Annotated in this window: 22 protein-coding genes and 1 riboswitch; of the genes, 10 read left to right on the forward strand and 12 right to left on the reverse strand. The window is 65.1% G+C overall.

The window, feature by feature from the left end:
* Positions 1–49: 49 nt before the first annotated feature.
* From pcaH to P3C50_RS21720, 6 genes are all read right to left on the reverse strand, one after another.
* Positions 50–769 carry a protocatechuate 3,4-dioxygenase subunit beta gene (pcaH, locus tag P3C50_RS21695; protein WP_197855557.1) on the reverse strand — a complete coding sequence of 240 codons (720 nt, stop codon included), beginning with the start codon at positions 767–769 and terminating at the stop codon, positions 50–52.
* Between the two features lie 125 nt (positions 770–894).
* On the reverse strand, positions 895–1,827 hold the full coding sequence (gene pcaQ, locus P3C50_RS21700) for a pca operon transcription factor PcaQ (RefSeq protein WP_275547576.1): 933 nt from the start codon (positions 1,825–1,827) through the stop codon (positions 895–897).
* Between the two features lie 68 nt (positions 1,828–1,895).
* Entirely contained in the window at positions 1,896–2,507 is a 612-nt protein-coding gene (locus P3C50_RS21705; protein ID WP_275547577.1) for a hypothetical protein, read from the reverse strand.
* Positions 2,508–2,509: 2 nt separating this feature from the next.
* Positions 2,510–3,976: an aspartate aminotransferase family protein gene (locus P3C50_RS21710; RefSeq protein ID WP_275547578.1), complete on the reverse strand. Its 1,467-nt coding sequence runs from the start codon at positions 3,974–3,976 to the stop codon at positions 2,510–2,512.
* A gap of 13 nt (positions 3,977–3,989) precedes the next feature.
* Entirely contained in the window at positions 3,990–4,622 is a 633-nt protein-coding gene (locus tag P3C50_RS21715; protein ID WP_275547579.1) for a class II aldolase/adducin family protein, read from the reverse strand.
* Positions 4,619–6,217 (reverse strand): xylulokinase, encoded by a 1,599-nt coding sequence (locus P3C50_RS21720; RefSeq protein WP_275547580.1) that lies wholly within the window; start codon positions 6,215–6,217, stop codon positions 4,619–4,621. The genes P3C50_RS21715 and P3C50_RS21720 overlap by 4 nt, the downstream gene beginning before the upstream one ends.
* An 84-nt stretch (positions 6,218–6,301) precedes the next feature.
* Here P3C50_RS21720 and P3C50_RS21725 point away from each other — a divergent pair, with 84 nt between their 5' ends.
* The 10 genes from P3C50_RS21725 to P3C50_RS21770 all read left to right on the forward strand — a co-directional run bounded on the left by P3C50_RS21725 (position 6,302) and on the right by P3C50_RS21770 (position 21,258).
* Positions 6,302–6,970 carry a TetR/AcrR family transcriptional regulator gene (locus tag P3C50_RS21725; protein ID WP_197855563.1) on the forward strand — a complete coding sequence of 223 codons (669 nt, stop codon included), beginning with the start codon at positions 6,302–6,304 and terminating at the stop codon, positions 6,968–6,970.
* 76 nt (positions 6,971–7,046) lie between these two features.
* Positions 7,047–8,846, forward strand: a complete 1,800-nt coding sequence (locus P3C50_RS21730; protein ID WP_275547581.1) for a DUF1302 domain-containing protein — start codon at positions 7,047–7,049, stop codon at positions 8,844–8,846.
* 14 nt (positions 8,847–8,860) lie between these two features.
* Positions 8,861–10,225, forward strand: a complete 1,365-nt coding sequence (locus P3C50_RS21735) for a DUF1329 domain-containing protein (RefSeq protein ID WP_275547582.1) — start codon at positions 8,861–8,863, stop codon at positions 10,223–10,225.
* Positions 10,226–10,532: 307 nt separating this feature from the next.
* On the forward strand, positions 10,533–11,309 hold the full coding sequence (locus P3C50_RS21740; RefSeq protein WP_275547583.1) for a sulfite exporter TauE/SafE family protein: 777 nt from the start codon (positions 10,533–10,535) through the stop codon (positions 11,307–11,309).
* A gap of 145 nt (positions 11,310–11,454) precedes the next feature.
* Positions 11,455–11,697, forward strand: coding sequence for an exodeoxyribonuclease VII small subunit (locus tag P3C50_RS21745; RefSeq protein WP_013717293.1), 243 nt, complete (start codon positions 11,455–11,457; stop codon positions 11,695–11,697).
* Entirely contained in the window at positions 11,694–12,581 is an 888-nt protein-coding gene (locus tag P3C50_RS21750; protein ID WP_275547584.1) for a polyprenyl synthetase family protein, read from the forward strand. Before P3C50_RS21745 ends, P3C50_RS21750 begins: the two co-directional genes overlap by 4 nt.
* A 236-nt stretch (positions 12,582–12,817) precedes the next feature.
* Positions 12,818–16,090, forward strand: a complete 3,273-nt coding sequence (locus P3C50_RS21755; RefSeq protein WP_275547585.1) for a carboxyl transferase domain-containing protein — start codon at positions 12,818–12,820, stop codon at positions 16,088–16,090.
* Between the two features lie 6 nt (positions 16,091–16,096).
* Entirely contained in the window at positions 16,097–17,047 is a 951-nt protein-coding gene (locus tag P3C50_RS21760) for an alpha/beta fold hydrolase (protein WP_275547586.1), read from the forward strand.
* Between the two features lie 82 nt (positions 17,048–17,129).
* Positions 17,130–19,025, forward strand: coding sequence for a 1-deoxy-D-xylulose-5-phosphate synthase (dxs, locus tag P3C50_RS21765; protein ID WP_275547587.1), 1,896 nt, complete (start codon positions 17,130–17,132; stop codon positions 19,023–19,025).
* Between the two features lie 72 nt (positions 19,026–19,097).
* Positions 19,098–19,305: riboswitch (cobalamin riboswitch) on the forward strand.
* Between the two features lie 87 nt (positions 19,306–19,392).
* On the forward strand, positions 19,393–21,258 hold the full coding sequence (locus tag P3C50_RS21770; protein WP_275547588.1) for a TonB-dependent receptor domain-containing protein: 1,866 nt from the start codon (positions 19,393–19,395) through the stop codon (positions 21,256–21,258).
* Between the two features lie 222 nt (positions 21,259–21,480).
* On the opposite strand, the gene P3C50_RS21775 is transcribed toward P3C50_RS21770, so the two are convergent.
* The 6 genes from P3C50_RS21775 to P3C50_RS21800 form a co-directional block, all read right to left on the reverse strand.
* A complete protein-coding gene (locus P3C50_RS21775) occupies positions 21,481–22,275 on the reverse strand; it encodes a cobalamin-binding protein (protein ID WP_275547589.1) in 795 nt (264 codons plus the stop codon).
* A gap of 1 nt (position 22,276) precedes the next feature.
* Positions 22,277–22,690, reverse strand: a complete 414-nt coding sequence (locus P3C50_RS21780; protein ID WP_275547590.1) for an MFS transporter — start codon at positions 22,688–22,690, stop codon at positions 22,277–22,279.
* Complete coding sequence (ribA, locus tag P3C50_RS21785; protein WP_197855574.1) at positions 22,687–23,307, reverse strand: GTP cyclohydrolase II; 621 nt, start codon at positions 23,305–23,307, stop codon at positions 22,687–22,689. Before ribA ends, P3C50_RS21780 begins: the two co-directional genes overlap by 4 nt.
* Before the next feature lie 110 nt (positions 23,308–23,417).
* Complete coding sequence (locus tag P3C50_RS21790) at positions 23,418–24,062, reverse strand: TIGR02281 family clan AA aspartic protease (RefSeq protein WP_275547591.1); 645 nt, start codon at positions 24,060–24,062, stop codon at positions 23,418–23,420.
* Between the two features lie 18 nt (positions 24,063–24,080).
* Positions 24,081–24,815: a substrate-binding periplasmic protein gene (locus tag P3C50_RS21795; protein WP_275547592.1), complete on the reverse strand. Its 735-nt coding sequence runs from the start codon at positions 24,813–24,815 to the stop codon at positions 24,081–24,083.
* 6 nt (positions 24,816–24,821) lie between these two features.
* The gene (locus P3C50_RS21800) at positions 24,822–25,349 is read right to left on the reverse strand and encodes a phosphatidylglycerophosphatase A (RefSeq protein ID WP_064495007.1); all 528 of its coding nucleotides are present in this window, start codon (positions 25,347–25,349) and stop codon (positions 24,822–24,824) included.
* Positions 25,350–25,363: the final 14 nt, after the last annotated feature.

Here is a 25,363-nt window from a genome sequence, read left to right on the forward strand (position 1 = left end):
CCGTTTTTAACGCCGTCTGGCCGACGCGCCGCAGATCCTGGGCGGCTCATCAGTTGTTTTCGAAATGGGTTTTCCGCTGCCCGCGCAGCACGATATCGAAGCGATAGGCCAGGCAATCCATCGGGTTCGCCGTGCTCATGTCGAGCCTGGCGATCAGCGTCTCTACCGCATCAGCGTTGGCGATGGATTTGACGATCGGGCACAGCGGGATCAGCGGATCGCCCTCGAAATACAGCTGGGTGATCAGGCGCGTAGCGATCGACGGGCCGTTGAGCGAAAAGTGGATATGCGCCGGTCGCCAGTCGTTGGGATTGTTGCGCCACGGGTACGGACCGGGCTTGATGGTGCGGAAGATGTAGCGCCCTTCGCTGTCGGTCAGCGCGCGGCCGACACCGCCGAAGTTGGGGTCGAGCGGCGCCAGGTAGCGGTCGTTCTTGTGCCGATAGCGACCGCCGGCGTTGGCCTGCCACATTTCCACCAGGGTATGCGGGATCGGCTTGCCGTACTGGTCCATCACCCGGCCGGAGACGATGATGCGCTCGCCGATGGGCAGGCCACCGTTGTTGAAGTTGAGCAGCAGGTCGTTGTCGTGCTCGGCGAACTTCAGGTGCGAGAAATCCGGGCCGGTGGTTTCGGAAATCGATTGCGGGATGCTCACCAGCGCCTGACGCGGCGAACGGGTGATGGAGGTCTTGTAGTCGGGGGTGAAGGCTTTCGGATGCCAGTTGCGGTCGCGAATGGCAAAGCGACGGTTATCCTCGGCAGGCATGGCGCACTCCTGTTATGGCTATTGTGGAGTTTCCCGGGCGCAGGCTGCCCAGGGAATTGCAGCAGTCTCGGCCAAACCCGCCTTGATGAACATTGAAAAGACGCCAGCAGAACATAACCAAATGGTTATGGAAAATCGCCCTCACGGTAGGCCTGCGCCACCTCGCGCAGTGCATCGCAGAAACGTTCGGCCGCCAGCGGCAGGCTAAGGGCGCCATTGCGGCAGATACCGACCGAGCCACCGGGTTCGCGTACGTGCAACTGCAGTTCGGCCAGTTCGCCACGCTGCACGTCCAGGCACACCGAGTCCTGCGGTGCTACCCATAGCGCATCGCTGCTCAGCACGTAGCGTCTGCTCAGTGCCGGCGACAGGGTTTCCAGGCGCTGGCGCGAGGGCGTTATCCCGCATTGCACGAATAGGCTGTCGGCATGCTTGCGGATCGTGGTGCCGGCGCTAGGCAGCACCAATGGGTAATCGCCGAGGCGATCCGGCAGCGCGTCACCCGCGGCCAGTAGCGGATGACCGGGGCGCACCACCAGGGTCATCGACTCGCTGTACAGGTGCTCGAAGGTCAGGCCTTGGATATCCGGACTGTCGGTCATGCGGCCGATCACCAGATCCAGCTCGCCGACCCGCAACTGGCTCAGCAGGTAGGCTCCCGGCCCGGTGGCGACGCTGACCACCAGCGCCGCATGCCGCTCGTGCAGACGGCGCACCACCTCGGGAATCAGCAGGCTCTCGACCGTCGACAGCACGCCAACCCGCACCTGCCCCGCCTCGTGCTCACCTTCGCGCAGGCTGTTCACTCCATCGCGCAGCGCCTGCACGCATGGCCCTGCGTAACGCATGAAGGCCACACCCGCGGCGGTCAGCGTCACACCCTGCTTGCCGCGCTCGAACAGGCTGGCGTCGAGGATGTCCTCCAGCTCCCTGAGCGTCTTGGAAATCGCCGGCTGGCTGACCGCCAGGGCATCGGCCGCCTTGGCGAAACTGCGCTGGCGGGCGATCTCGAGAAAGCACAGCAGGTGGCGGAATTTGATTCGGGTGTCGATGTTCATCGCAGGTACCAGAGGCGGACGCCTGTGATGATGCCGCAAAGCGTCACCGCCTCACAGTCACGCCTAGGTCAGTAGCCACTGGGTTCAGGGCTTCGCTGCCCTCGGGCATGGCAGGCACTGGCCATGGCTTCGTCCTTCAGCAGGCGCCCTCCAGCGACCTTGCGCACGATCCAGGGCAGCTTGCGCACGTGGCCCCCGCCGAGGCGGGCGAGCACGTAGGCCATCGCACACTTCTCGAACAGCTCGGCATTGAACAGGAGGCGGTTTCGCGTGATGCCGAGTACCAGCAAACGACCCTCTACCAGACCGGCATTGCCACCTGGCGCCAGCGCTTCGGCCAGTTGCCCGACCTGGGTAGGCGCCCAGTTGCGCCCCAGGTGCCTGGCCTGCTCGTCGAAGATGCCCGGCATTTCCTCCCCCAGCCCCGCCAGTTGCAGGCTCCAGCGCGGACTCAACGTCGCCACCGCCCCGGCATCGGCACGCGCCAGGTAAACCTGGGCATGCGTGCTGGCAATGCTAGTACCGGGATCGCTCAGGCTGAGGCTGCGAACGCCCCCGCCAGGTTCCAGCATCAGCATCCTCGCTTCGCCGACCAGGCGCATCGATAGCGCATCGCCCGGGCGGTTGAGCAGGCCCTTGCTACTGAGCCGCAAGGCCGCCTTGATCAGTTCGTCCTGCATGCTCAGACCGCCATCCTGAATACGTCTTCGAAGCGGTTCAGCGCTTCGTCGATGATATCGTCGCTGTCGGCAGCACTGGTATAGAGGCGGCTGCCGGCCAGGGTCACCAGGCCGTGCGCCATATAGGCGGCGCCCATTTCTTCCATCATGTGCTTGCGCGGATTCACCTCGCGCATCAGCTGGATCGGATTGCGCACGTTGAGCAGCAATACGCCGGAGGTCTGCAGGTGCACCACCGAACCCTGGTTGTACACGACGTAGGGCAGCCCCAGACGCTCGATGATCTGCTCCAGCCCGGCGGTTATGCGATCCCCCGCTCGCCCGGCCAGGGCGCAGGCGTTGCGCTTTTCCATCTCCAGCAGAGTGTGGTAACCCGCCACGCTGGATAGCGGGTTGGCCGTCAGGGTGCCGCCGACGAAGGCGCGCTTGCCCTGTTTGCCGCCGATGCCACAGGCGAGCATCATCATGATCTCGCGGCGCCCGCCGATGCCGCCCGCCATGGGGTAGCCGCCGGTCAGGCACTTGCCGAAGATGGTCAGATCCGGCATCACGCCGAAATACCCCTGCGCGCCGCCCATGCCGACGCGGAACCCGCTGACCACCTCGTCGAAGATCAGCAGTGCGCCAAACTCGTCGCAGAGCTTGCGCAGGTTGGCGTTGAAGTCCTTGTGCGCCGGTCGCGTACCGCTTTCCGGCCCCAGCGGCTCGACGATGATGGCCGCCGTCCCGCCGCGCAGGCGGTTGAGCTGCAGGCGCCTGCGAATGGCCGAGAGATCGTTGGGAAAGCTCTCCTGGGTGAAGCGGGTGGAGCCACCCGGGATACCGACAGCTTCACGCCGGCCAGTACCGGGGATGCGCATGCCGTACACCATCTGGTCGCTCCAGCCGTGATAGGCGCCACCGATCTTGATGATTCTCTTCTTGTTGGTATAGACCCGGGCCAGGCGAATGGCGCCCATCACCGACTCGGTGCCGGAGGCCAGCATGCGGAACATCTCCACCGACGGCACGTGCCTGCAGACCAGCTCCGCCAGCTTGATCTCGTATTCATGCAGCAGACCGGTGACAGGCCCGCACTCGCGCAGGGTCTCGATCACCTTTTCCTGCACCACCGGATCGTTGCTGCCAAGCAGGGTGGGACCACCGGCCTGGAGAAAGTCGATGTAGCGATTGCCGTCGACATCCTCGAGGTGAGCGCCGAGGGCGCTTTTCATGGCCAGCGGGAAGGGATAGTTGAATGCCAGATTATGCTGGATGCCACCCGGAATGACTTCGGCAGCACGGCCAGCGAGCTGCTTGGACGTACGGCAGTTATTGTCGAAATAGTCGTGCACCTTCTGCATGTGCTCGCGACGGATCGGACGGATCGGTTGCGTGATCAGCGCCTTGAGCCGGGCATCGACGGCAGCGGTGTCGGGCCAGCGCGAAATGCCGGAGTTACCTGGATTCAAGGCAGTGGGAGCGTTCATTGCGAGTGTCCTTCTAGTTGTCGTTCAGGCTGGCAAGGGCGTCGCGGCACAGCGCGTTGTCAGGTTGCGCGAGCAGCGCACGGCGAAACCAGTCGCGCGCTTCCAGCTCCAGCAATTCCATGACCCGCCCGGCCTGTTCGAAGGTGCTGGCGATACCGATCGCACCGTGGTTACGCATCAGGTAGGCATTCACATCAGGACGCACGCGGCGGCTGACCAGCCAACTCAGCAGCCCGGAGCCGGAAGGGCCGTAGGCGCACATCGGCACTTGCCTGCCGATCACCCTGCGGGCCTCGGCCCCGCTGATCGGCAATGCCCGGTCGAGCAAGGTGAAAGCGCTGGCGACCGGTTGATGGGTGTGCAGGCTGGCCTGGCAATCGGGGCGCGCCCTGAACATCCGGGCGTGCAATCCGCTTTCGACAGAGGGTTTGCCGTCACCGGCAAGTTGCTCCAGGGTATCCAGGCGCAGGATGCAGATGTCCGCCGGCGACATGGCGTAGTAATCGCTGGCCGAGGGGGTGACGGCGAAGCGCTCGGCGTCGATGCGCAGGGCCAGGTTGCCGCCGATACCGGCGAGAAAGCCCTTGTCGGCCATCTCCACCGCGGTACGCACCAGGGTTTCCCTGGCCCGCTGTTCAAGACTCATTGAGCACCTCGGTTAAGTTGCGCGTAAAACGGCACGAGCGCCTTGTGCGCGGCGCGAAAGTTCTCGTAGCTGCAGTCGTAGAGCGCGTGCCGGGCGCTGTCCGGTTCGAAGGAGCGGCGAATCGCGACACGCTCGGCAATCTCGGAAAATCCCATGGCGCCGATGCCGACCCCTGCCAGGAAGGCTGCACCGCGCGCATTGGCCTGAATCGGCTGTTCGGGCAGGCGCACGGTGACGCCGAGCACGTCGGCGAAGATGCGGCACCAGACCTCCGATTGCCCGCCGCCGCCGACCAGCGTGATCGCCTTGGTCGGGCTGCCGATGAAGGCTTCCACGGCCTGCATCATCCAGCGCGTATTCAGGGCCACACCTTCTAGAAAGGCACGCACCACATGTTCGCGGGCATGTTCGAGCGTCATGTTGACCAGGCCGGCACGCAAATTGGCGTCATCCACCGGGCTACGCTCACCCATCAGCCACGGCAGATAGAGCAGCCCGCCTGCGCCGGCCGGGACTCCGGCCGCGACCTCGTCCAGGATGCGATAGACGTCAGGCCCCGCCTCGTTCTGCAGCAGCGCGTCCTTTGCGTAGAGAATGCGATCGCGCAGGAAACTCAGGTTGGCACCTGCGGCCGACTGCATGGCCATCATCAGGTAGCGGTCAGGCAGCGCGCAGGGCACGGCGGCGATCTGCCGGAGCACGTCGGTTTTCTTCTTCGCGACATGGGCACCGATCCACGACGAGGTGCCGACGTACAGGTGCAGCGCGTTGTCCGCGACCGCGCCGGAGCCCAGCGCGGCGGCCGTGTTGTCGACCGCTCCCGCCACCACCGGCAGGCTCGATGGCAGGCCGAGGCGCTCGGCCACCGCCGGCAACAAGGTGCCGATGACATCCTGGCAGCGCACCAGCTCAGGTAACTGGTCGCGCCTTAACCCCGCCATGTCCAGCAGGCGCTCGTCATAACGAATGCGGCTCGGATCGCGGTTGTCGGTGACCCAGTTGCACAGGGCCGAATCGACCGTCGCGGCGATGCGACCGGTCAGGCGCAGGTTGATGAAGTCGAGAACGTTGAGGAACTTGTCGGTGCGCTCGTACAACTCCGGCAACTCATCGCGGATGAAGGCGATATGGCCGAAGCTGTCCTTGCCGGACAGTGCCGGCGCGCCGCCGGTCAGGCGTAACCAGCGCCACAGTTTGAGCGGATCGTAACCAGCGACTCGCGGCAGCACGCCAGCGACCCGGCGCCTGACCGCCTGCTGCCCGCGCATGTCCATGTACAGCAGGGCGCGAGCGAGCGGTTTACCCTCGCGATCCACCGGCAGCGTGCCCTCGCCCTGGCAGGAACAGGCCACGGCCACCACCGCACGCCGCACGCCGGCGTCGCCTGCCAGTGCTTCTTCGGCACTCTCCAGCAGCGCCTGCCACCAGTCTTCCGGGCACTGTTCGACGCCAGCGCCCGGCAACAGGTGGGTTTGCACGGCGCGGAAGGCAAAGCGTAGGACGCGCCCGTCCAGGCTGACCAGCGCCGTCTTGCAGCCGGAGCTGCCGAGGTCAACGGCAAGCACCAGGCGATCATCGGGGTTCAAGGCTGCCATCTCATATTTTTTTCTTCGCTCTTCCCATTTCCCGCCGCCCGAGCTAAAACATAAGCATTGCTCATGTTTTAAGAGGATGTAGGGGTGAAAGAGGCTTTGTCAAGCGATCAGAAAAAGACCCGCAAACCACGGGTACCGAAGCAGGAACGCAGCCAGGCGCGTCTCGAGGCGATTCTGGATACCTCGCTGCAACTGATCGCCGCGAATGGCTACGAAGCGGTCTCGATGCGCGAGATTGCGCGCGAATCCGGCCTGCCAATCGCTTCGCTGTACATGTACTTCCCGACCAAGCTGTCGATCGCCAAAGAGGTCTGGCTGCGCTACACCACCGCCATCAACGCCTCGCTGGAGGATGTGCTCAAGACCGTCAGCGATCCGACCACCCCCGCCGATTCGGGCGCCCTGATCGAGCACCTGATCGACCTGATGGTGGGCATCCAGAGCAGTCATCCGGGCTTCGTCGAGATCTGGGGCTGCGTCGCAGCGTCTGCAGAGCTGCGCGAACTCAATCGCGAGGACACCTTCCGCGCCGCTCAGGTGCTGGCAACCACGTTTCGCGTAAGCAATCCCTCGCTCGACGAGACGCAGGCAGAAGGCCTTGCGCTGGTGCTCACCGAGGGCGCCACGGCGGTCACCAAACTGATCCTGACGCTTCCAGAGGAACAGCGCCCGGCACGCATCAGGCAGCTCAAGAACAGCCTTCGACTCATTCACAGCAGCACCGTTGGTTCACTCACCCAACCGGCCGACTAGCGCCTGGCGTTCAAGCGGGTGCGCCCGCCTCAGCCTCAGGTGTCAGCGGTCATTCCGAGCGCAAGCAGAGGTCACCATGTTGCATAACAAGAAGAAAATGGCATTGGTTGTGGGGCTTAGCCTTTGTGGGGCAAAGGCGCCAGCCTTCCAGATCGACACCGGGCCGAACGTCACCACGACCCTGGAAAGCGTCGCCGAATTCACCTCGATCTACCGCACGGGTTCGCCCGAGCACATCGAGCGGGGTGGAGAAAACATCTTCATCAACAATAACGATGGCAGCGAGTACTACGACAAGGGCTTCGTCTCCAACGAGTTCAAGCTGACCTCGGAGCTGCACGTGCGCACCCAGCAGGATGGCCTGTTCGTCCGCGGTACCGCCTGGTACGACACCCAGATCATGGACAACGCGCCCACCGGCGACGGCTTCGCGACGCACAACACCGACAGTGACAAGCGCTATCCCTCCGATCTGAAGAACCGCTCCGGGCATCGCGCTCGCCTGCTCGACGCCTACCTCTACACCAACCGCTATCTGGGCGAGATGCCGGTGAGCGTGCGGCTCGGCCGCCAGGTACTGAACTGGGGCGAAGGCATCTTCTACGCAGACGGGCTCAACGTGATCAACCCGGTGGATATCGGCCGCGTGGTGCTGCCCAACGCCAGTTTCAAGGATGCCCTGCTGCCGACCAACATGATCTCGGCCCAGTTCGGCCTGACCGATGCCCTCAACTTCGAGACCTTCTACGGGCTCGAGTGGAAGGGCCACGAACTGATGCCAACCGGTGCCTTCTTCAATAACCAGGACTATTTCGGCAAGGGCAGCAATGGTGTGCTGATCGACCTGCGCAACCAGTTGGGACCGTTAACCGACCTGGTGCCAGGGCTCAACGGCGAGAATGGCATCGTCGCCGGCGCTCGCTACGGACGCGAGCATGACGCGCGTGACAGTGGTCAGTACGGCTTCGCCCTGCGTTACCTGGTCGAGGACTGGAGCAACACCGAGTTCAGCCTCTACTACCTCAATTACCATAGCAAGGTGCCTTTCCTGCGCGTGCAGAAAGGTCTGTCCAGCGCCTGCAGCGCTGGCAGCGGCGGCCGCTTCGCCGACCTGTGCGGCCTCGCCCAGCTGTTCGATCCTGCGTCGGTACCATTGGTCGATGGCCTCGCCTTTCTCGACAGCACCCGTTACGACTTCATCTACCCCGAAGACATCCGCCTGTTCGGCTTCAGCGTGTCCGGCACGGTGGGCGACACCAGCCTGGCCGGCGAGCTGACCTATCGTCCCAATGCTCCGCTGGAGCCGTCGATGACCTACGAGCTGGAACAGATGGCTGAAGGCGCTCTGGGCGCGGGAGGGGCCAGCGGCGCCAGCATCGATCTCGGCGAGTTCGGCGACGGCTCGGCCAACGACCCACGTAGCAGCATCGATCTGTACAAGCGCCACGAGCTCTACACGGGATCGGTATCGGCGATCCATACCTTCGGCCCGACCGCCGGCCTGGACGATCTGATGGTGCTGGCCGAAGCGGCCTTCAACCATATTCCCGGCGGCCTGCTGGACTCGGTCAACTACGCCTATCTGGACTCCTTCGCCTGGGGCTACACGGTGAACTTCACCGGCCTGATTCAGGACGTGCAACCGAACCTCGATCTGATGCCTGCCGTCACCTTCCGCCAGGACGTCTCGGGCACCTCGCCGACACTCAACGAGAACTTCGTGCAGGGGCGCAAATCGGCCACGCTCGAAATAGGCCTCAAATACGGCCAGAAGCTCGGCGGCAAGCTGGCCTACACCTCGTTCTGGGGCGCTCGCAAAGACAACTCGCTCATCGATCGCGATCACCTCGCGCTCAATGTCTCCTACTCCTTCTGACGGCGGAAACGACAATGAATAAGAATGTTCTACGCCTGAGCGCTCTGCTGTTGGCCATCGGTCTGCAGATGCCCCTGCTCGCCCATGCCAAGGTCAGCGACGAACGTGCCGCACAACTCGGCAGCACGCTCACTCCATTCGGTGCCGAGCGCCAGGGCGACCCGGCCAAGGGCGTTCCCGAATGGACGGGCGGCTTGCAGGAACTGCCTGCCGGGTACAGGGGCCCTGGCAGTTTTCATGTCGATCCATTCGCCAACGAGACGCCGCTGCGCATAATCGACGCGCAAAACATGGGCAGCGACGAAGACAACCTCAGCCCGGGCGTGAAGGCCTTGTTGAAGTCCTTTCCCCAGACTTTCAAGATCCCGGTGTATCCGAGCCACCGCAGTGCTGCGGCGCCAGAAGACATCTATCAGAACACGCGGCACAACGCGGTCGATGCCGCTCTGGCAGAAGGCGGCAATGGTCTGGATGGAGCTTACGCCGGTATCCCCTTCCCGATCCCCAACGATGGCCACGAAGCGATCTGGAACCACATCACTCGCTGGCAGGGCCGCTACGTCGTAGAGGTTGCGAACACTGCGCAAGTGACCACCAGCGGTAGCCATTCGATCATCCGCGAACGAATGGAGATGTTTTCCACCTACTACGATCCGAGCAAGAACGTCGGCACGCTGGCGAACGTGTTGCAGAACTTCATGAGCGAGCTGCTGCCACCTTCACGCGAGGCAGGCCGCAAATTGCTGGTGCGGGACTTCATCAATCAGGTCGAGGAGCCACGGGCAGCCTGGGTCTATACCCCCGGACAACGCCGTGTGCGTCGCGCTCCGACCCTGGCCTACGACACCCCCAATGACGGCATCTACGCCGACGATACCGACATGTTCAACGGTGCCACCGATCGTTATGACTGGAAGCTGATCGGCAAGCAGACACTGCTGGTGCCCTACCACAACTACGCCATGGAGCAGCCCGGCGTCACCACTGCAAAACTGCTCATGCCGGGCCATCTCAACCCTGACTACACCCGCTGGGAAATGCACCGTGTGTGGGTGGTGGAGGCCACGCTGCGCCCCGGCCAGCGCCACGTGCATGCCAAGCGCCGCTTCTACCTCGACGAGGACAGCTGGTACGCCCTGATGGTGGAAAACTACGACTCGCGCGGCTCGCTCTGGCACGTGAATCTGGCGTTCAGCAAGAACGCTTACGAAGTGCCGACCATTACCCCGGTGAACGTCGTGTACCACGACCTCAATGCTCGAACCTATACCGTCATCGGCTTGCGCAACGGCGAGAAGGCGCCGCGCCAGTTCCACCTGCAGGCACCGCCGGCTGGTTACTGGACCCCGGCCACCCTGCGCCGCACAGGCACCCAGTGATCCCGCGCGGCGGGAGCGTTCGCCTGCCGCCGCGCTCACCGCCCTGGTGCTCTGGGCCAATCAGACACAGGTGTGTTTTCTCATCTCGCAACCGGCGCGGATACAACTGCACTATCGCCAGGGCGAATGGGCAGTGCTGCAACCACTGTTCGTGACGACCTGCCGCGCCATTCGGCAGCAGTGAGCCATAGCGGCAAACCGTGCGAAGCCATTCACCACGGGCATCTTCCGGCGGCAGCCGGGCCAGGGTCTGGCTGAGACAAACGTCTGGTCTTATGCTGCGTTCTTTTTCGTGCGAGCCTGACCGATGACGCTGTTCGACCTGCTGCTGTTGGCCCTCGCCGGTTTCGCCGCCGGCGGCATGAATGCCCTGGCTGGCGGCGGCACCTTCTTCTCCTTCCCCGCCCTGCTCGCAGCGGGCCTGCCGCCGGTGACGGCCAATGCCACCAACGCCGTGGCGCTATGGCCCGCCAGCCTGGCCGGCGCCTGGGCCGCGCGAGCGTCGCTACGGCCGCTGGGCCGTTACCTGATCCCGCTGCTGCTGGCCGGGCTGGCCGGCGGTTTGCTCGGTGGCCTGTTGCTGCTGGCTGGCGGTGACGATGTGTTCCGCGTGCTGATCCCCTGGCTGCTGCTGGCGGCCACCGCGCTGTTCGCCGCCAGCCCCTGGCTGGGGCGCTGGCTGGCCGAGCGGCGCAAGAACAAGGCAACCGAACATCCACCGCACACGCCGCTGTCGCTGGGTGCGCATATTGGTGTATCGATCTACGGCGGCTTCTTCGGCGCCGGCATGGGCATCCTGCAACTCGCGGCGTTCTCCATCGAAGGCCACCCGCTGGCTCGCGCCAACGCCCTGAAGAATTTGATTTCGGCGGTGATCTACAGCATCGCCACACTGACCTTCATCGTCGCCGGTCGGGTCAGTTGGTACGAACTGGCCATCCTGCTCACCGGTGCCACGATCGGCGGTTACGTCGGCGGTGCGTTGGGCGAAAAACTGCCGCCCGCACTGCTGCGCAGCTTCGTCATCCTGGTGGGCAGCACGATGACCCTGTACTACTTCTGGAGCACCTATCTCGCGGTCTGATACGGACAGGTAGGAGCGAATTTATTCGCGATGGAGTTAATGCCGCCCCCGCCAGAATCGCGAATAAACTCGCTCCTACACTTTGCCCGAGTGGCGCGGCTCTGCTAGTGTCGCGCCCGTTCCAGAATCAGCGAGAACCCGCATCATGGCCCGCAAGAAAGCCGCCCCCGACTTCGAACACTCACTCGCCGAGTTACAGACTCTGGTCGAGCGCATGGAGAGCGGCGAGCTGTCGCTGGAAGACTCGCTGACTGCCTTCGAGCAGGGCATCGGCCTGACCCGCGAATGCCAGGCCGCCCTCGCCCAGGCCGAACAGAAAGTGCAGATCCTGCTGGAGCGCGATGGCGAGCTGCAGCCAGCGCCCTTCGATACGGACGAAACGGCATGATCGCGGCGTACCAGAAACGCTGCCAGACCCGCGTCGACACTGCCCTGGAAGCCCTGTTCCAACCTCCACGCACAGAACTCGAACGGCTTTACCAGGCCATGCGCTACAGCGTCATGAATGGCGGCAAGCGCGTGCGCCCGCTGCTGGTCTACGCCGCCTGCGAAGCGCTGGAGGGCGATATCGAGCGCGCCGACGGCGCCGCCTGCGCGGTGGAGCTGATCCATGCCTATTCGCTGGTGCATGACGACCTGCCGGCGATGGACGACGACGATCTGCGTCGCGGCCAGCCCACCACCCACAAGGCCTTCGACGAGGCCAGTGCCATCCTTGCCGGCGACGCCCTGCAAAGCCTGGCCTTCGGCGTACTCGCCGACCGCTGCAGCAACCCACAGGACGCCGAGATACGCCTGCAGATGGTCGAAGTGCTGAGCCAGGCCGCAGGCCCCGCCGGCATGGTCGGCGGCCAGGCCATCGACCTTGGCTCGGTCGGCCTGCAACTCGACCAGCAGGCCCTGGAAGTCATGCACCGGCACAAGACCGGCGCGCTGATCGAGGCCAGCGTGGCGCTCGGCGCCCTGGCCAGCGGCAACCCCGACGAACTTGCTCGCAAGGCCCTGCTGCAATATGCCCGCGCCATCGGCCTGGCCTTCCAGGTACAGGACGACATCCTCGACGTGGAAAGCGATACCGCCACCCTGGGCAAGACCCAAGGCAAGGACGAAGCCCACGACAAGCCCACCTACCCCGCGCTGCTCGGCCTCGACAGCGCCAAGGACTACGCCCTGGAGCTGCGCGACCAGGCCCTGCACGTGCTGCGCCCGTTCGGCAACAGCGCCGAACCGCTGCGCGAGCTGGCCCGCTATATCGTCGAGCGGCGCAGCTAAAACCTGCCGGTATGCACGGCGCCCCTCGCGACGGCGCCACTGGCTCGCTCTTGTGGGAGCGGCTTCAGCCGCGATAGCCCAAGAGGCTCTCGGGATGATCGAGCTACGCACAGCGCACCCCACGGCTCGTGTCATCATCACCATCTATACCAGCATGATCGCCGCATAAGGCTTGCTTTACCCCTGCGTCCAGCCACCTAAGATGGCTCCATAACGACAAGACGTCCGGAGCCGCCATGCCCTTCCCCGCCCTGCTGATCGCCAACCGTGGCGAGATCGCCATCCGCATCGCCCAGGCCTGCGCCGACCTCGGCATCTGCAGCGTCGCGGTGTACGCCGAGGACGACAGCACCTGCCTGCACACACGCAAGGCGGACCTGGCGTTGCCGCTCACAGGGCGCGGCGTGGCTGCCTATCTGGATATGGATCAGTTGATCGCCATCGCCCGTGAACAGGGCTGCACGGCCATCCACCCCGGCTACGGCTTTCTCGCCGAGAACGCCGAATTCGCCCGCCGTTGCCAGGTCGCCGGGCTGACCTTCGTCGGCCCGACGCCGGAGACCCTGCAACTGTTCGGCGACAAGGCCGCCGCCCGCGCTCTCGCCGAGCGCTGCGCGGTGCCGCTGGTACCCGGCATCAACCAGGCGGTGACGCTGGATCAGGCTGCCGCCTTTCTCGCCGAACACGGCAGCGTAATGCTCAAGGCCCTGGCCGGCGGTGGCGGGCGCGGCATGCGCGCGGTGGATGATCCGGCGCAACTGGTCGACGCCTTCCCCCGTTGCGCCTCGGAAGCCGAGGGCGCCTTCGGCAACGCCACGCTGTACGTGGAAAAGCGTGTGCGCCGCGCCCGGCATATTGAAGTGCAAGTGCTCGGTGACGGCAGCGGCGCGGTCAGCCACCTGTGGGAGCGTGACTGCAGCCTGCAACGCCGCCACCAGAAGCTGCTGGAGATCGCGCCCAGCCCCGATCTGGATGCGGCCACCCGTGACGCGATCATCGCCAGCGCCCTGCGCCTGGCCGCAGAGGTGCAGTATCGTGGCATCGGCACCTTGGAGTTCCTGCTCGACCTCGACCAGCCGGGGCGCTTCTACTTCATGGAAGCCAACCCGCGCGTGCAGGTGGAGCACACCGTCACCGAACAGGTCACCGGCGTCGACCTGCTGCACACGCAATTGCACCTGGCCGCCGGCAAAAGCCTGGCCGAGCTGAACCTGCTCGCGCCACCGGCGATCAACGGCTATGCCGTGCAGGTGCGTCTGAATCTGGAAACCCTACTCGTCGATGGCAGCGCGCGCCCGGCCAGCGGCGTGCTCGCCGCCTACCAGCCGCCCTCCGGTCCTGGCCTGCGCGTGGATGGCTGCGGCTATGCCGGCTATGCGGTGAGCCCGGCCTACGACTCGCTGATCGCCAAGCTGATCGCCAGCGCCAGCGACTACCCCAGCGCCCTGCGCCGCGCCTACCGGGCGCTGTGCGAGTTCCGCATCGAAGGCGTGGCGAGCAACCTGCACCTGCTGCAGAACCTGCTGCAGCGCGACGAGGTGATTGCCAACCAGGTCGACACCACCTATGTCGAGCGTCATCTGAGCGAGTTGCTGGCCGCCCGCGAGCAGGCCCACCCGCATCGCTACTTCGCCGCTGACGCCGCGCTGCACAGCGCCAAGGCCACTGTCGATGCACCGCCTGGCACCCTGGCCTTGAACGCACCCAGCGCTGGCGTGCTGGTCAGCCTGGCGGTGGCCGAGGGCGACGCCGTGGCCGCCGGCCAACCCATCGCCGTGCTGGAAGCGATGAAGATGGAGTTCGAGGTCAAGGCCGAGCACAGCGGTATCGTTCGCGCGCTGACGGTTGTACCCGGTGAAGCCATCGGCGAGGGCCAGGCGCTGGCGTTCCTGCAGCCGGCCGAGGTGGATGGTCTGGACAGTTATGGCGAGCAGGCGGTCGACCTGGCGCATATCCGCGCCGACCTGGCCGAGGTGCTGGAGCGCCACGCACGCCTAACCGATGCGCGCCGCCCCGAAGCCGTGGCGAAAAGGCGCAAGACCGGCCAGCGCACGGTGAGAGAAAACCTCGCGGACTTGCTCGATGCAGACAGTTTTATCGAATACGGCGCCATGGCCCTGGCCGCCCAGCGCCGTCGACGTTCGCCCGAGGAGCTGCTGGAACTGAGCCCGGCCGACGGCCTGGTCGCCGGCATCGGCACGGTGAACGCCGCGAGCTTCGGCAGCGAGGCCGCGCGCTGCATGGCCATCGCCTACGACTACACGGTATTCGCCGGCACCCAGGGCGTGATGAACCACAAGAAGACCGACCGCATGCTGGCCCTGGCCGAGCAGTGGCGCCTGCCGGTGGTGCTGTTCGCCGAAGGCGGTGGCGGCCGGCCGGGGGATACCGATTTCGTCGGCGTGGCCGGGCTGGACTGTCACACCTTCGTCGCCATGGCCAAACTCTCCGGCCTGGTGCCGACGGTAGCCGTGGTCTCCGGCCGCTGCTTCGCCGGCAACGCCGCACTGCTCGGCTGCTGCGACGTGATCATCGCCACTCGTAACGCCAGCATCGGTATGGCCGGCCCGGCGATGATCGAAGGCGGCGGCCTGGGCAGTTTCACTCCCGAGCAGGTCGGCCCGGCCAGCGTGCAGGGCCCCAACGGGGTGATCGACGTGCTGGTCGAAGACGAGGCCGCAGCGGTCGCCGTGGCCAAGCAGTACCTGGGCTATTTCCAGGGCCCGGTAAGCGACTGGCAGTGCAGCGATCCCCGCGAGCTGCGCCATGTGATCCCGGAAAACCGCCTGCGCGTGTACGACATCCGCCAGGTGATCGAACTGCTGGCCGATCACGGCAGCGTGCTGGAACTGCGCCGCCAGTTCGCCCCCGGCCTGATCACCGCGCTGATCCGCATCGAAGGCAAACCGTTCGGCCTGATCGCCAACAACCCCGCGCACCTGGGTGGCGCCATCGATGCCGTGGCCGGCGACAAAGCCGCGCGCTTCCTGCAACTGTGCGAAGCGCATGACCTGCCCATCGTCTCGCTGTGCGACACCCCCGGCTTCATGGTCGGCCCGGATGCGGAGAAACAGGCCACGGTGCGTCATGTCTCGCGCCTGTTCGTTACCGCCGCCAGCCTCACGGTGCCCTTCTTCACCCTGGTGCTGCGCAAAGGCTACGGCCTCGGCGCCCAAGCCATGGCGGCCGGCAGTTTCCACTCGCCGCTGTTCACCGCCGCCTGGCCCAGTGGCGAGTTCGGCGCCATGGGCCTGGAAGGTGCGGTGCGCCTGGGTTTCGCCAAGGAGCTGGCGGCCCAGCCGGACGAGGCCGCGCGCCAGGCGCTGTTCGACAAGCTGGTGGCCAAGGCCTACCAAAACGGCAAGGCGCTGAACATGGCCAGCTACCTTGAGATCGACGCCGTGATCGACCCGGCCGACAGCCGCGCCTGGCTGCTGCGCGGCCTTAATGCGGCGCCGCGTCCGCCCCGGCGCGACGGCAAGAAACGCCCCTTCATCGACACCTGGTAATCGCCCATGCACCTCGACCACCGCCTGCTCGCCGTCAATGACATCGAACTCAGCCTGTACAACGCCGGCCCCGAGCACGGCCGGCCGGTGTGGTTGCTGCATGGCTTTCCCGAATGCTGGTACGCCTGGCATCCGCAGATCGAGGCGCTGGCCGCCGCCGGCTATCGCGTTTTTGCCCCGGAGATGCGCGGCTACGGCGCCAGCAGCGCGCCGGCCGATCCCGCGGCCTATGAGCTGCTCACCCTGTGCGGCGATATCCAGGCCGCCATGGACATGCTCGGCCAGCACGAGGTGGCGGTGGTAGGCCACGACTGGGGCGCGCCGGTGGCCTGGCACCTGGCGCTTCTGGAGCCCGAGCGGGTCAAGGCGCTCGGCGCACTGTCGGTGCCGTTCGGCGGGCGGCCGAAACGCCCAGCCATCGAAATGATGCGCGAGGCCTACGCCGGGCGTTTCCATTACATCCTCTACTTCCAGCAACCGGGGCTGGCCGAGGCCGAACTGGACGATGACATCGGCCGCAGCCTGCGCCTGCTGCTCGGTGGCCTCGGCGACGCGCTGCTGGCGCAGGACAAGCCCGCCGATGCGCGGTTGTTCGACGGCATGCCGGACGACCTGCCCTTGCCGAGCTGGTGCAGCGAGGCGATGTTCGCCCACTACCTGCGCACCTTCGAGCGCCACGGTTTCCGCGGCGCACTGAACTGGTACCGCAACTTCGAGCGCAACTGGCAACGCACCGAGCATCTGGCGGGTCTGCAGATCACGCAGCCGACGCTGTTCCTGCTCGGGGAAAACGATCCGGTCGGGCGCTTCGAGGCGCCGACTCTGAAACGCATGGGCGACAAGGTGCCGCACCTGGGCCGCCACGACCTGCCCGGCGCCGGCCACTGGCTGCAGGCCGAATGCGCCGAACGGGTCAACGCCCTGCTGCTGGATTTCCTCGCGAGACACTACCGGTAACGCCGATGTGGTCAGCAAATTGAGCTGTTTTCCTGGCATCAGGTAAACTGCCGCATCTTTTACACCTATAACGATTCGCCTGATGCCGACCACTTTCCACGAGATCCCCCGCGAGCGCCCGTTGACGCCGCTGCTCGACAGCGCCAACACGCCCGACGAACTGCGCCGCCTGGCCGAAGCGGACCTGGAAACCCTCGCCGATGAACTGCGCCAGTACCTGCTTTACAGCGTCGGCCAGAGCGGCGGGCACTTCGGTGCCGGCCTCGGCGTGATCGAGCTGACCATCGCCCTGCACTACGTCTTCGACACTCCCGATGACCGCCTGGTGTGGGACGTCGGTCACCAGGCCTACCCGCACAAGATTCTCACCGGCCGTCGCGAGCGCATGGGCAGCCTGCGCCAGAAGGACGGTCTGGCCGCCTTCCCGCGCCGCAGCGAGAGCGAGTACGACACCTTCGGCGTCGGCCACTCCAGCACCAGCATCAGCGCGGCGCTGGGCATGGCAATCGCCGCCCGCCTGAAGGGCGAGAAGCGCAAGAGCGTAGCGGTGATCGGCGACGGCGCGCTGACCGCCGGCATGGCCTTCGAGGCGCTCAACCACGCCACCGATGTCGGCGCCAACATGCTGGTGATCCTCAACGACAACGACATGTCGATCTCCAAGAATGTCGGCGGCCTGTCCAACTATCTGGCCAAGATCATCTCCAGCCGCACCTACGCCAGCATGCGCGAGGGCAGCAAGAAGATCCTCTCGCACCTGCCCGGCGCCTGGGAAATCGCACGCAAGGTCGAGGAACATGCCAAGGGCATGCTGGTGCCTGGCACCCTGTTCGAGGAACTGGGCTGGAACTACGTCGGCCCCATCGACGGCCACGACCTGCCCACGCTGCTGGCGACTCTGCGCAATATGCGCGACCTCGACGGCCCGCAGTTCCTCCACGTGGTGACCAAGAAGGGCAAGGGCTTCGCCCCGGCCGAGCTTGATCCCATCGGCTACCACGCCATCACCAAGCTGGAACCGGTGACCCCGGTCGCAGCACCGAAGAAGCCCAGCGGCCCGAAATACTCCAACGTGTTCGGCCAGTGGCTGTGCGACATGGCTGAGCAGGACGCGCGCCTGGTCGGCATCACCCCGGCGATGAAGGAAGGCTCGGATCTCGTGGCCTTCAGCGAGCGCTTCCCCGAGCGTTACTTCGACGTGGCGATTGCCGAGCAGCACGCCGTGACCCTGGCGGCCGGCATGGCCTGCGAAGGCGCCAAGCCGGTGGTAGCGATCTATTCCACCTTCCTCCAGCGCGCCTATGACCAGTTGATTCACGACGTGGCCGTGCAGCACCTCGACGTGCTGTTCGCCATCGACCGCGCCGGCCTGGTCGGCGAAGACGGCCCGACCCATGCCGGCAGCTTCGACCTGTCCTACTTGCGCTGCATCCCCGGCATGCTGGTGATGACGCCGAGCGACGAGAACGAGTTGCGCCGCATGCTCACCACCGGCCACCTGTTCGACGGCCCGGCGGCGGTGCGCTACCCGCGCGGCAGCGGCCCCAACGCGCCGCTCGATGCCGGCCTGGAACCGCTGGAAATTGGCAAGGCCGTGATACGCCGCCAGGGCAAGGGCGTCGCCCTGCTGGCCTTCGGCGTGCAACTGGCCGAAGCCCTACGCGTCGGCGAAACACTGGATGCCACAGTGGTCGACATGCGCTTCGTCAAACCCCTCGACGAAGCCTTGCTACGCGAACTGGCAGGCAGCCACGCGCTGCTGGTGACCATCGAGGAAAACAGCATCATGGGTGGCGCCGGCAGCGCGGTCAGCGAATTCTTCGCTGCCGAGAACTGCCAGGTGCCGATGCTGCACCTGGGCCTGCCGGACTACTACGTCGAGCACGCCAAGCCCAGCCAGATGCTCGCCGAATGCGGCCTCGACGAAGCCGGCATTGAGCGCGCGGTACGCCAGCGCCTGAACCTGCTTCAGGCCTGAGCATGAAGCCCGCTCATCGCTGAATGAGCCGGGCTTGCTTGTCATTCATAGACACGCACTTTAAGGTGCGCGCACTTCATGTTCCGCCAGGGTGCGCTGCGCAAGCGGCGTTAAACGGGAAGTCGGTGCGCTCTTCATGAGCAACCCCGACGCTGCCCCCGCAACGGTAATCGACCGCAGGCCCAAGAGCCTGCAACCACGCCCAACAGCCACTGGGTAATACCGGGAAGGCGGACGCGGGTCGAGAGTCCGGAGACCGGCCCTGACGGTGTGACTGGTGTTGCGGAGGGCCGCACCGTCAAGCGCCGCCGTCCCGCGCTTGCCCCTGCCCTCCTCGAATGTCTGCCGACTTTGAGGAATCTCGATAATGAAACTGTCCCGCCTGGCTTTGGCCATCGCCGTCATGCCTACTGCCGTATTGGCTGCCGAGCCCTATATGAGTGCCCCTCTGGTGGTGACCTCCGGGCGCCTGGCCGAGCCGCAAGCCCAGGCTACAGCGGCGACCACGGTGTTCGAACGGGCGGATATCGAGCGTCTGCAGGTCAGCAGCGTTGCTGAACTGCTGGAGCGCGTACCCGGTCTTGGCGTCGTGCGCACCGGTGGTGCTGGCAGCCAGACAGGCGTCTTTCTGCGCGGCACCAGCACGGCGCAGACCCTGGTGTTGGTCGACGGTCAACGTATCTCGGCCGCGTCCAGCGGTACCAGCAGCCTGGAATTTCTCGCGCCTGAGCAAATCGAGCGCATCGAGGTCGTGCGCGGCGCCCGTTCGGCGCTCTATGGCTCCGACGCCATCGGCGGGGTGATTCAGATCTTCACCCGCAAGGGCGACGGCCAGGGCCTCAAACCCTACGCTCGCCTGGCAGCCGGCAGCGACAGCACCTACCAGCGCAGCCTCGGCCTCTCCGGTGGCGACCAGCGCACGCGCTTCAATCTCGGCGCCGCCCTGGACGAGACGGCCGGCATTGATGCCACTCGCGACGGTTTCGGCGCCAATGGCGATGACGACGCCTATCGCAACCGCTCGCTCAGCCTGAATCTGTCGCATCGTTTCCACGATGACCTGCAGGTGGGCTTCAGTGCGCTCGATCAACGCGGCCAGGTGGAATACGACGATGTCTTTACCGGCTCGCTGCCGACCACTGACTTCCTGCTCAGCAGCATCTCTGGCTTTATCGATGCACGCCTCAACGACGCGTGGAATAGCCGCCTGGAATTGGGGCATAGCGAGGACAAGCGCGACAGCGGCAACGACCAGGCAGGCGGCAGCGTCAGTCAATTCAACACCTATCGTGACGCTGCAAACTGGCTGAACACGCTGACACTGAGCGACAACCATCAACTGCTGCTGGGTCTGGACTGGTATGAAGATCGAGCACAGGGCACCACGGATTTCGTCGAGGACTCACGCTGGAACCGAGCGGCCTTCATTCAGCATCGCTACGCCGGTGAGCGTTTCTCCACCGAGCTGGGCCTGCGTCATGACGACAACCAGCAGTTCGGCAACGAGAACACCTGGAACGCGGCATTGACCCTGCCCCTGAACCAGGCCAACGACCTGATCCTGTCCTATAGCGAAGGTTTCCGCGCACCGACCTTCAACGACCTGTATTACCCGGACTTCTGCGCCGGTGGCCTGTGCTTCCCAAGCGCCAACCCCGACCTCGCCGCGGAACGCTCGAAGAGCTACGAACTGCAATGGCGCAGCCGTTACAGCGACACCGGCTCCCTGCAGGCGTCCGTGTACAGCACCGAGATCGAGGACGCCATCGTTCTGGACCAGAACTTCATTCCGCAGAACATCCAGACAGCCCGGATCAACGGCTTCGAAGCCGCCGTGCAGCAGGAGCTTTTCGGCTGGCAGGGCAACCTCGCCCTGGCGCTGATCGACCCGCGTGACCGCGACAGCGGCCACACCCTGCAGCGCCGTGCCAAACGTACACTGAGCCTGGATCTCGACCGCCGCTTTGGCGATGTCTCGGTGGGCGCAGGCTGGCGCGCGATCAGTGGTCGCTACGACGATGCCGAGAACGAGATCGAGATGAGCGGCTACGGCCTGCTCAGCCTGCGCGCCGCCTGGCAGGCCACCCAGGAGCTGGGCCTGAGCCTGAAGCTGGATAACCTGCTGGACAAGGATTACGCAGAAGCGACCTACAGCACAGCCAATGGCCGATTCGGCTACAACAGCGCCGGCCGCACCGCGCTATTCGCCGTGACCTGGACGCCGCAGCTCTAAAGTTGATGAGCAACAACCGTAGGGTGGGTTAGCGGCGCTGAACACCAACATAGCCGACGCCGATAAACACTGTGCGCTCGGATGGCTGCCCCACGTAACCCACCAGGCGATAGATCGTCTTGCACCAATGGTGGGTTACGCCGCATCAAGCACAGTGAATCAACCGACCATCGCAACAAGCGGCCAACCCACCCTACGTGACGCTATGCACCCCACGTAACGCTAACGCGCCGACGCCATCAGCGCGCACAGCTCTTCGATGGCCCCGAGCATCTGCCGGCTGGGCCTTTCCAGGCCCTTGTCCGGCACCGCCCAGACCTGCCCCAGGCGTACCGCATGCAACTGCGGCCAGGCCTGCCAAGCGGACAATTCGGCGTTGCTACCGCCAAGAATCACATCTGGATCACGCGCCAGCACCGCTTCGACGCTGACCTGAGGCGCAGGCTGCGGCAGGTCATCGAACAGGTTGCGCGCACCGCACACCTGCAGGGCATCACCAATCAGTTGCTGGCCACCGATGGTGTAAAGCGGCTGGTGCCAGATCTGATAGAACACCGACAGGGGCTGATCGCGCCGGTAGCGCTGACGCAACGCATCCAGCGCGCCCCGAAACTCGGACGCCAGCTGCTCACCCGGCTCCGGCCGGCCAATTCGCTTGCCAATGCGTACGAAGGCATCGCCGAGTTGGTCGAGGCGTTGCGGCTCGACGATCAACAGATCGATACCTAAACCCCGCAACTGCGCCTGCTGCGCGGGCGGCACGCTGCCTGGCGCGATGAGGATCAGATCCGGTGCCAATTGCAGCAGACGCTCGAATTCCAGCTGGCCATAACGCCCAACGGTGGGCAGATGCGCCAGCGCGGCTGGACGCTCATCCCCGTCGAGTACACCGACCAGCAGGTCGGCGGCATCCAGGTCGAGCATGATTTCGCTGAGCGAGGGCGCCAGGCTGATCACCCGTTCGGCGGCCGACAGCGGCAGCGTCAGCAGGCACAGGGCGAGCAGCCACTTACGCATGTCAGCCCAGCTGATGGGGGATGCGATAGAGGCTGTGCAGGACGATGGACGCCAGTGCGAGCAGCACCAACGGAATCGCCTCCAGGCCAGCCAGCACCGCCAGTGCAGCGATCCAGGCCGGCAGCGCGGCGCCCAAAAGAGCGCGCAGGCGTACACGATCCAGCTCCAGCCAGGCGGCGGGTTCGGCTTCGCTGTCGAGCGCCTTCTCGGAGGCGATCAGCGCGCGCTTGTAGGCGGAAAACAGCGGCAGGCTGACGAACATCGAGGCCAGGCCGGCGATGAACAGCGGCATGGTCAGCACCGTGGTATTACCGCCACCGAACAGCAGGTTGAATACGAAAAGCGGCGCCAGCGCCACGCCCAGCTGGCGCCACCAGGCCAGCGCCAGCCGGCGCTTTACCTGGCCTCGGGTCACAGGCTTTCCTCGGCCTCACCCTGATGCTGGTTACCCAGCATATGGCCGAGCTTGCCGGCCTTGGTGGCGAGGTAGCGCTTGTTGTAGGGGTTGTGCGCGATCTGCAGCGGCACGCGATGATCCACGGCGATGCCCATGTCGCCCAGCGCCTTGACCTTGCGCGGATTGTTGGTCATCAGCTTGAGGCTGTTGATTCGCAGATGCTCGAGCATTGGCAGGCAGATGGCGTAGTCGCGCTGGTCGGCACCGAAGCCCAGACGCTCGTTGGCCTCCACGGTATCGGCACCGCCGTCCTGCAGTTCATAGGCACGGATCTTGTTCAGCAGGCCGATGCCACGACCTTCCTGACGCAGATACAGCAGCACACCGCGACCCTCATTGGCGATGGCCTGCAGCGCTGCCTGCAGTTGGGCGCCGCAGTCGCAACGCAGGCTGAACAGCGCGTCGCCGGTCAGGCATTCGGAATGCAGACGCCCGAGCACCGGAGCACCATCGGCGACGTTGCCGAAGGTCAGGGCGACGTGCTCCTTGCCGGTGGCCTCGTCGAGGAAACCGTGCATGGTGAACACACCGAAAGGGGTGGGCAGTTGGGAGGCGGCGACGAACACGACGGACACCGGATACTCCTAGCAATGAGTACGAAACAGGCGCGCATTGTATCAGCAGGCCCAGCGGCCGGGTCAGACAGAATTGCTGATCATCGGTATCGAAACGGTTAATGCCGTGATCAGAGCTTGGACTCCAGCACCAGCATGCCCTGCTCCTCGCGCCAGCCGACGCGACTCATGAAGCTCATGCCGAGCAAGGCTTCGGCGGGGGCGCCCCCTTCCAGCACCACGGCCTCGACGCCAAGCACCTCGATGTCGCCGATCTTGACCCGATCCAGGCGGACCCGCCAGCCACGCGCCGTACCACTGGCAGTACTGACCGTGAGCGGTTGCCCACTGACGCGAAAGTCGATGCCCAGGCGGCGCGCCTGGGCTTCATTGAGGGCAACCGACGTGGCACCGGTATCCACCAGAAATGGCACGCTTTGGCCGTTGACCGAACCGGTGATCCAGTAGTGGCCACCTGGCCCCTTGGCAATGCTCAGGCGCTTTCTAACCGGTTCGGCGAAACCGGCGCTGTATTCGCGACTCAGCGGATAGGCGCGCTCGACACCATCGACGCGCAACACCGCGCCCTGCTTGTCGACGCTGACCACCTGCACACCGCCCGGGCCGCTCTGACCGACTCGCACCAGCTTGCGCTGGCCGTCGACGTTGACCACTGCCGCGCCGGGAAACAGACCGACCACCTGGACCTGAGAAGCCGCCCAGGAAAGGCTCGAACACGACAGCACCAGCACAGCGAGACAATGACGAAGCAGCATGAATGAGGGTCTCCCGGCTCAGTCGAAGGGATAGGGCCAATGCCAGCGCGCGAAGATCGACCGCAACTCGCCGCTGGCAATCAGCCTGGCCAGACGCTGGTCATAAAGCTCTGCCAGGGCACGACCACGCGGCGTATCGGCAAAACCGAGATAAAGCGGCAACTGGGTCAGATCCGTCACGCGATACCGCTGCGGGTTGGCGGCCTGGTTCAGGACGTAGTCGACCTCGGGACGAGCATCGATGTAGAAGTCCGCATGGCCCAGGTTGAGCATGCCGAGGATACCGCCACGCCGCTGCACTTCCCGGTAGTCGCGCACATTCGGCAGATATTCCTCGTAGCCATAGCCTCTCACCCAGACCAACCGGTATTTGCCCAGGCTCTCCAGCGTCGGCACGGGCTTGTCCTTGAGGCCGACCGCGACGATCTGATCGCTGTCATAGTGCTCCTTGGGGTAAAACACCTGATCCTCGATCTCGTCGCGATAGGCACCGACCCAGGCATCGGCCCCGCCGCGCTGCACGAGCCCGACGGCGCGCGTGTAGGGCACGCTGTAGATGCTCAGCCTGACGCCTGCCGGCTCGAACACCTCACGCATGATGTCCCAGCCCAGGCCGGTACCGTCGGCTTCGGTGTAGGCTTCCCACACCTCGCTGGCCAGGCGTATCTCGTCTGGCAGATCACTCTGCGCCTGAGCACCGCTCAGGGTGCACAGCATCAACAGTACGCCCAACCAGCTTTGCCTCATCCCCATGACCTTTTAGAAACCCAGCCCTGCTCCGTAGTTGGCCCAGGCCCAGACCAGCCCCTGCATGGCCAGCCAGGCGAAGACCCCGGCGATGATGTCATCGAGCATGATGCCGACACCGCCATGCACATGACGGTCGATCCAGCGAATCGGCCAGGGTTTGACGATGTCGAACAGACGAAACATGAGAAAGCCTAGCAGTAACCAGACCCACCCCTCAGGCACCAGCCACAGGGTGATCCACATGCCGACCATCTCGTCCCAGACGATGCCTTCATGGTCGTGCACGCGCAGGTCGTCGGCGACCTTGCCGCACAGCCAGAAGCCGAACAGCATGGTCACGCCGAGCAGCAGCCAGTAGCCCCAGTCCGGCAGCATCTGCCACAGCGGCACGAACGGCAGTGCCACCAGCGAGCCCCAGGTACCGGGCGCCTTGGGCAAGGTGCCGGAGCCGAAGCCGAAGGCAATGAAGTGCCAGGGATTACGCCACACCGAGGGCGGTACGTATTCGGCGGGAACCTGGTTGGGGTGATCGGTCACACGCACTCCGTCCT

The sequence above is a fragment of the Pseudomonas sp. Marseille-Q0931 genome (genome assembly GCF_940789645.1).
Lineage (GTDB): Bacteria > Pseudomonadota > Gammaproteobacteria > Pseudomonadales > Pseudomonadaceae > Aquipseudomonas.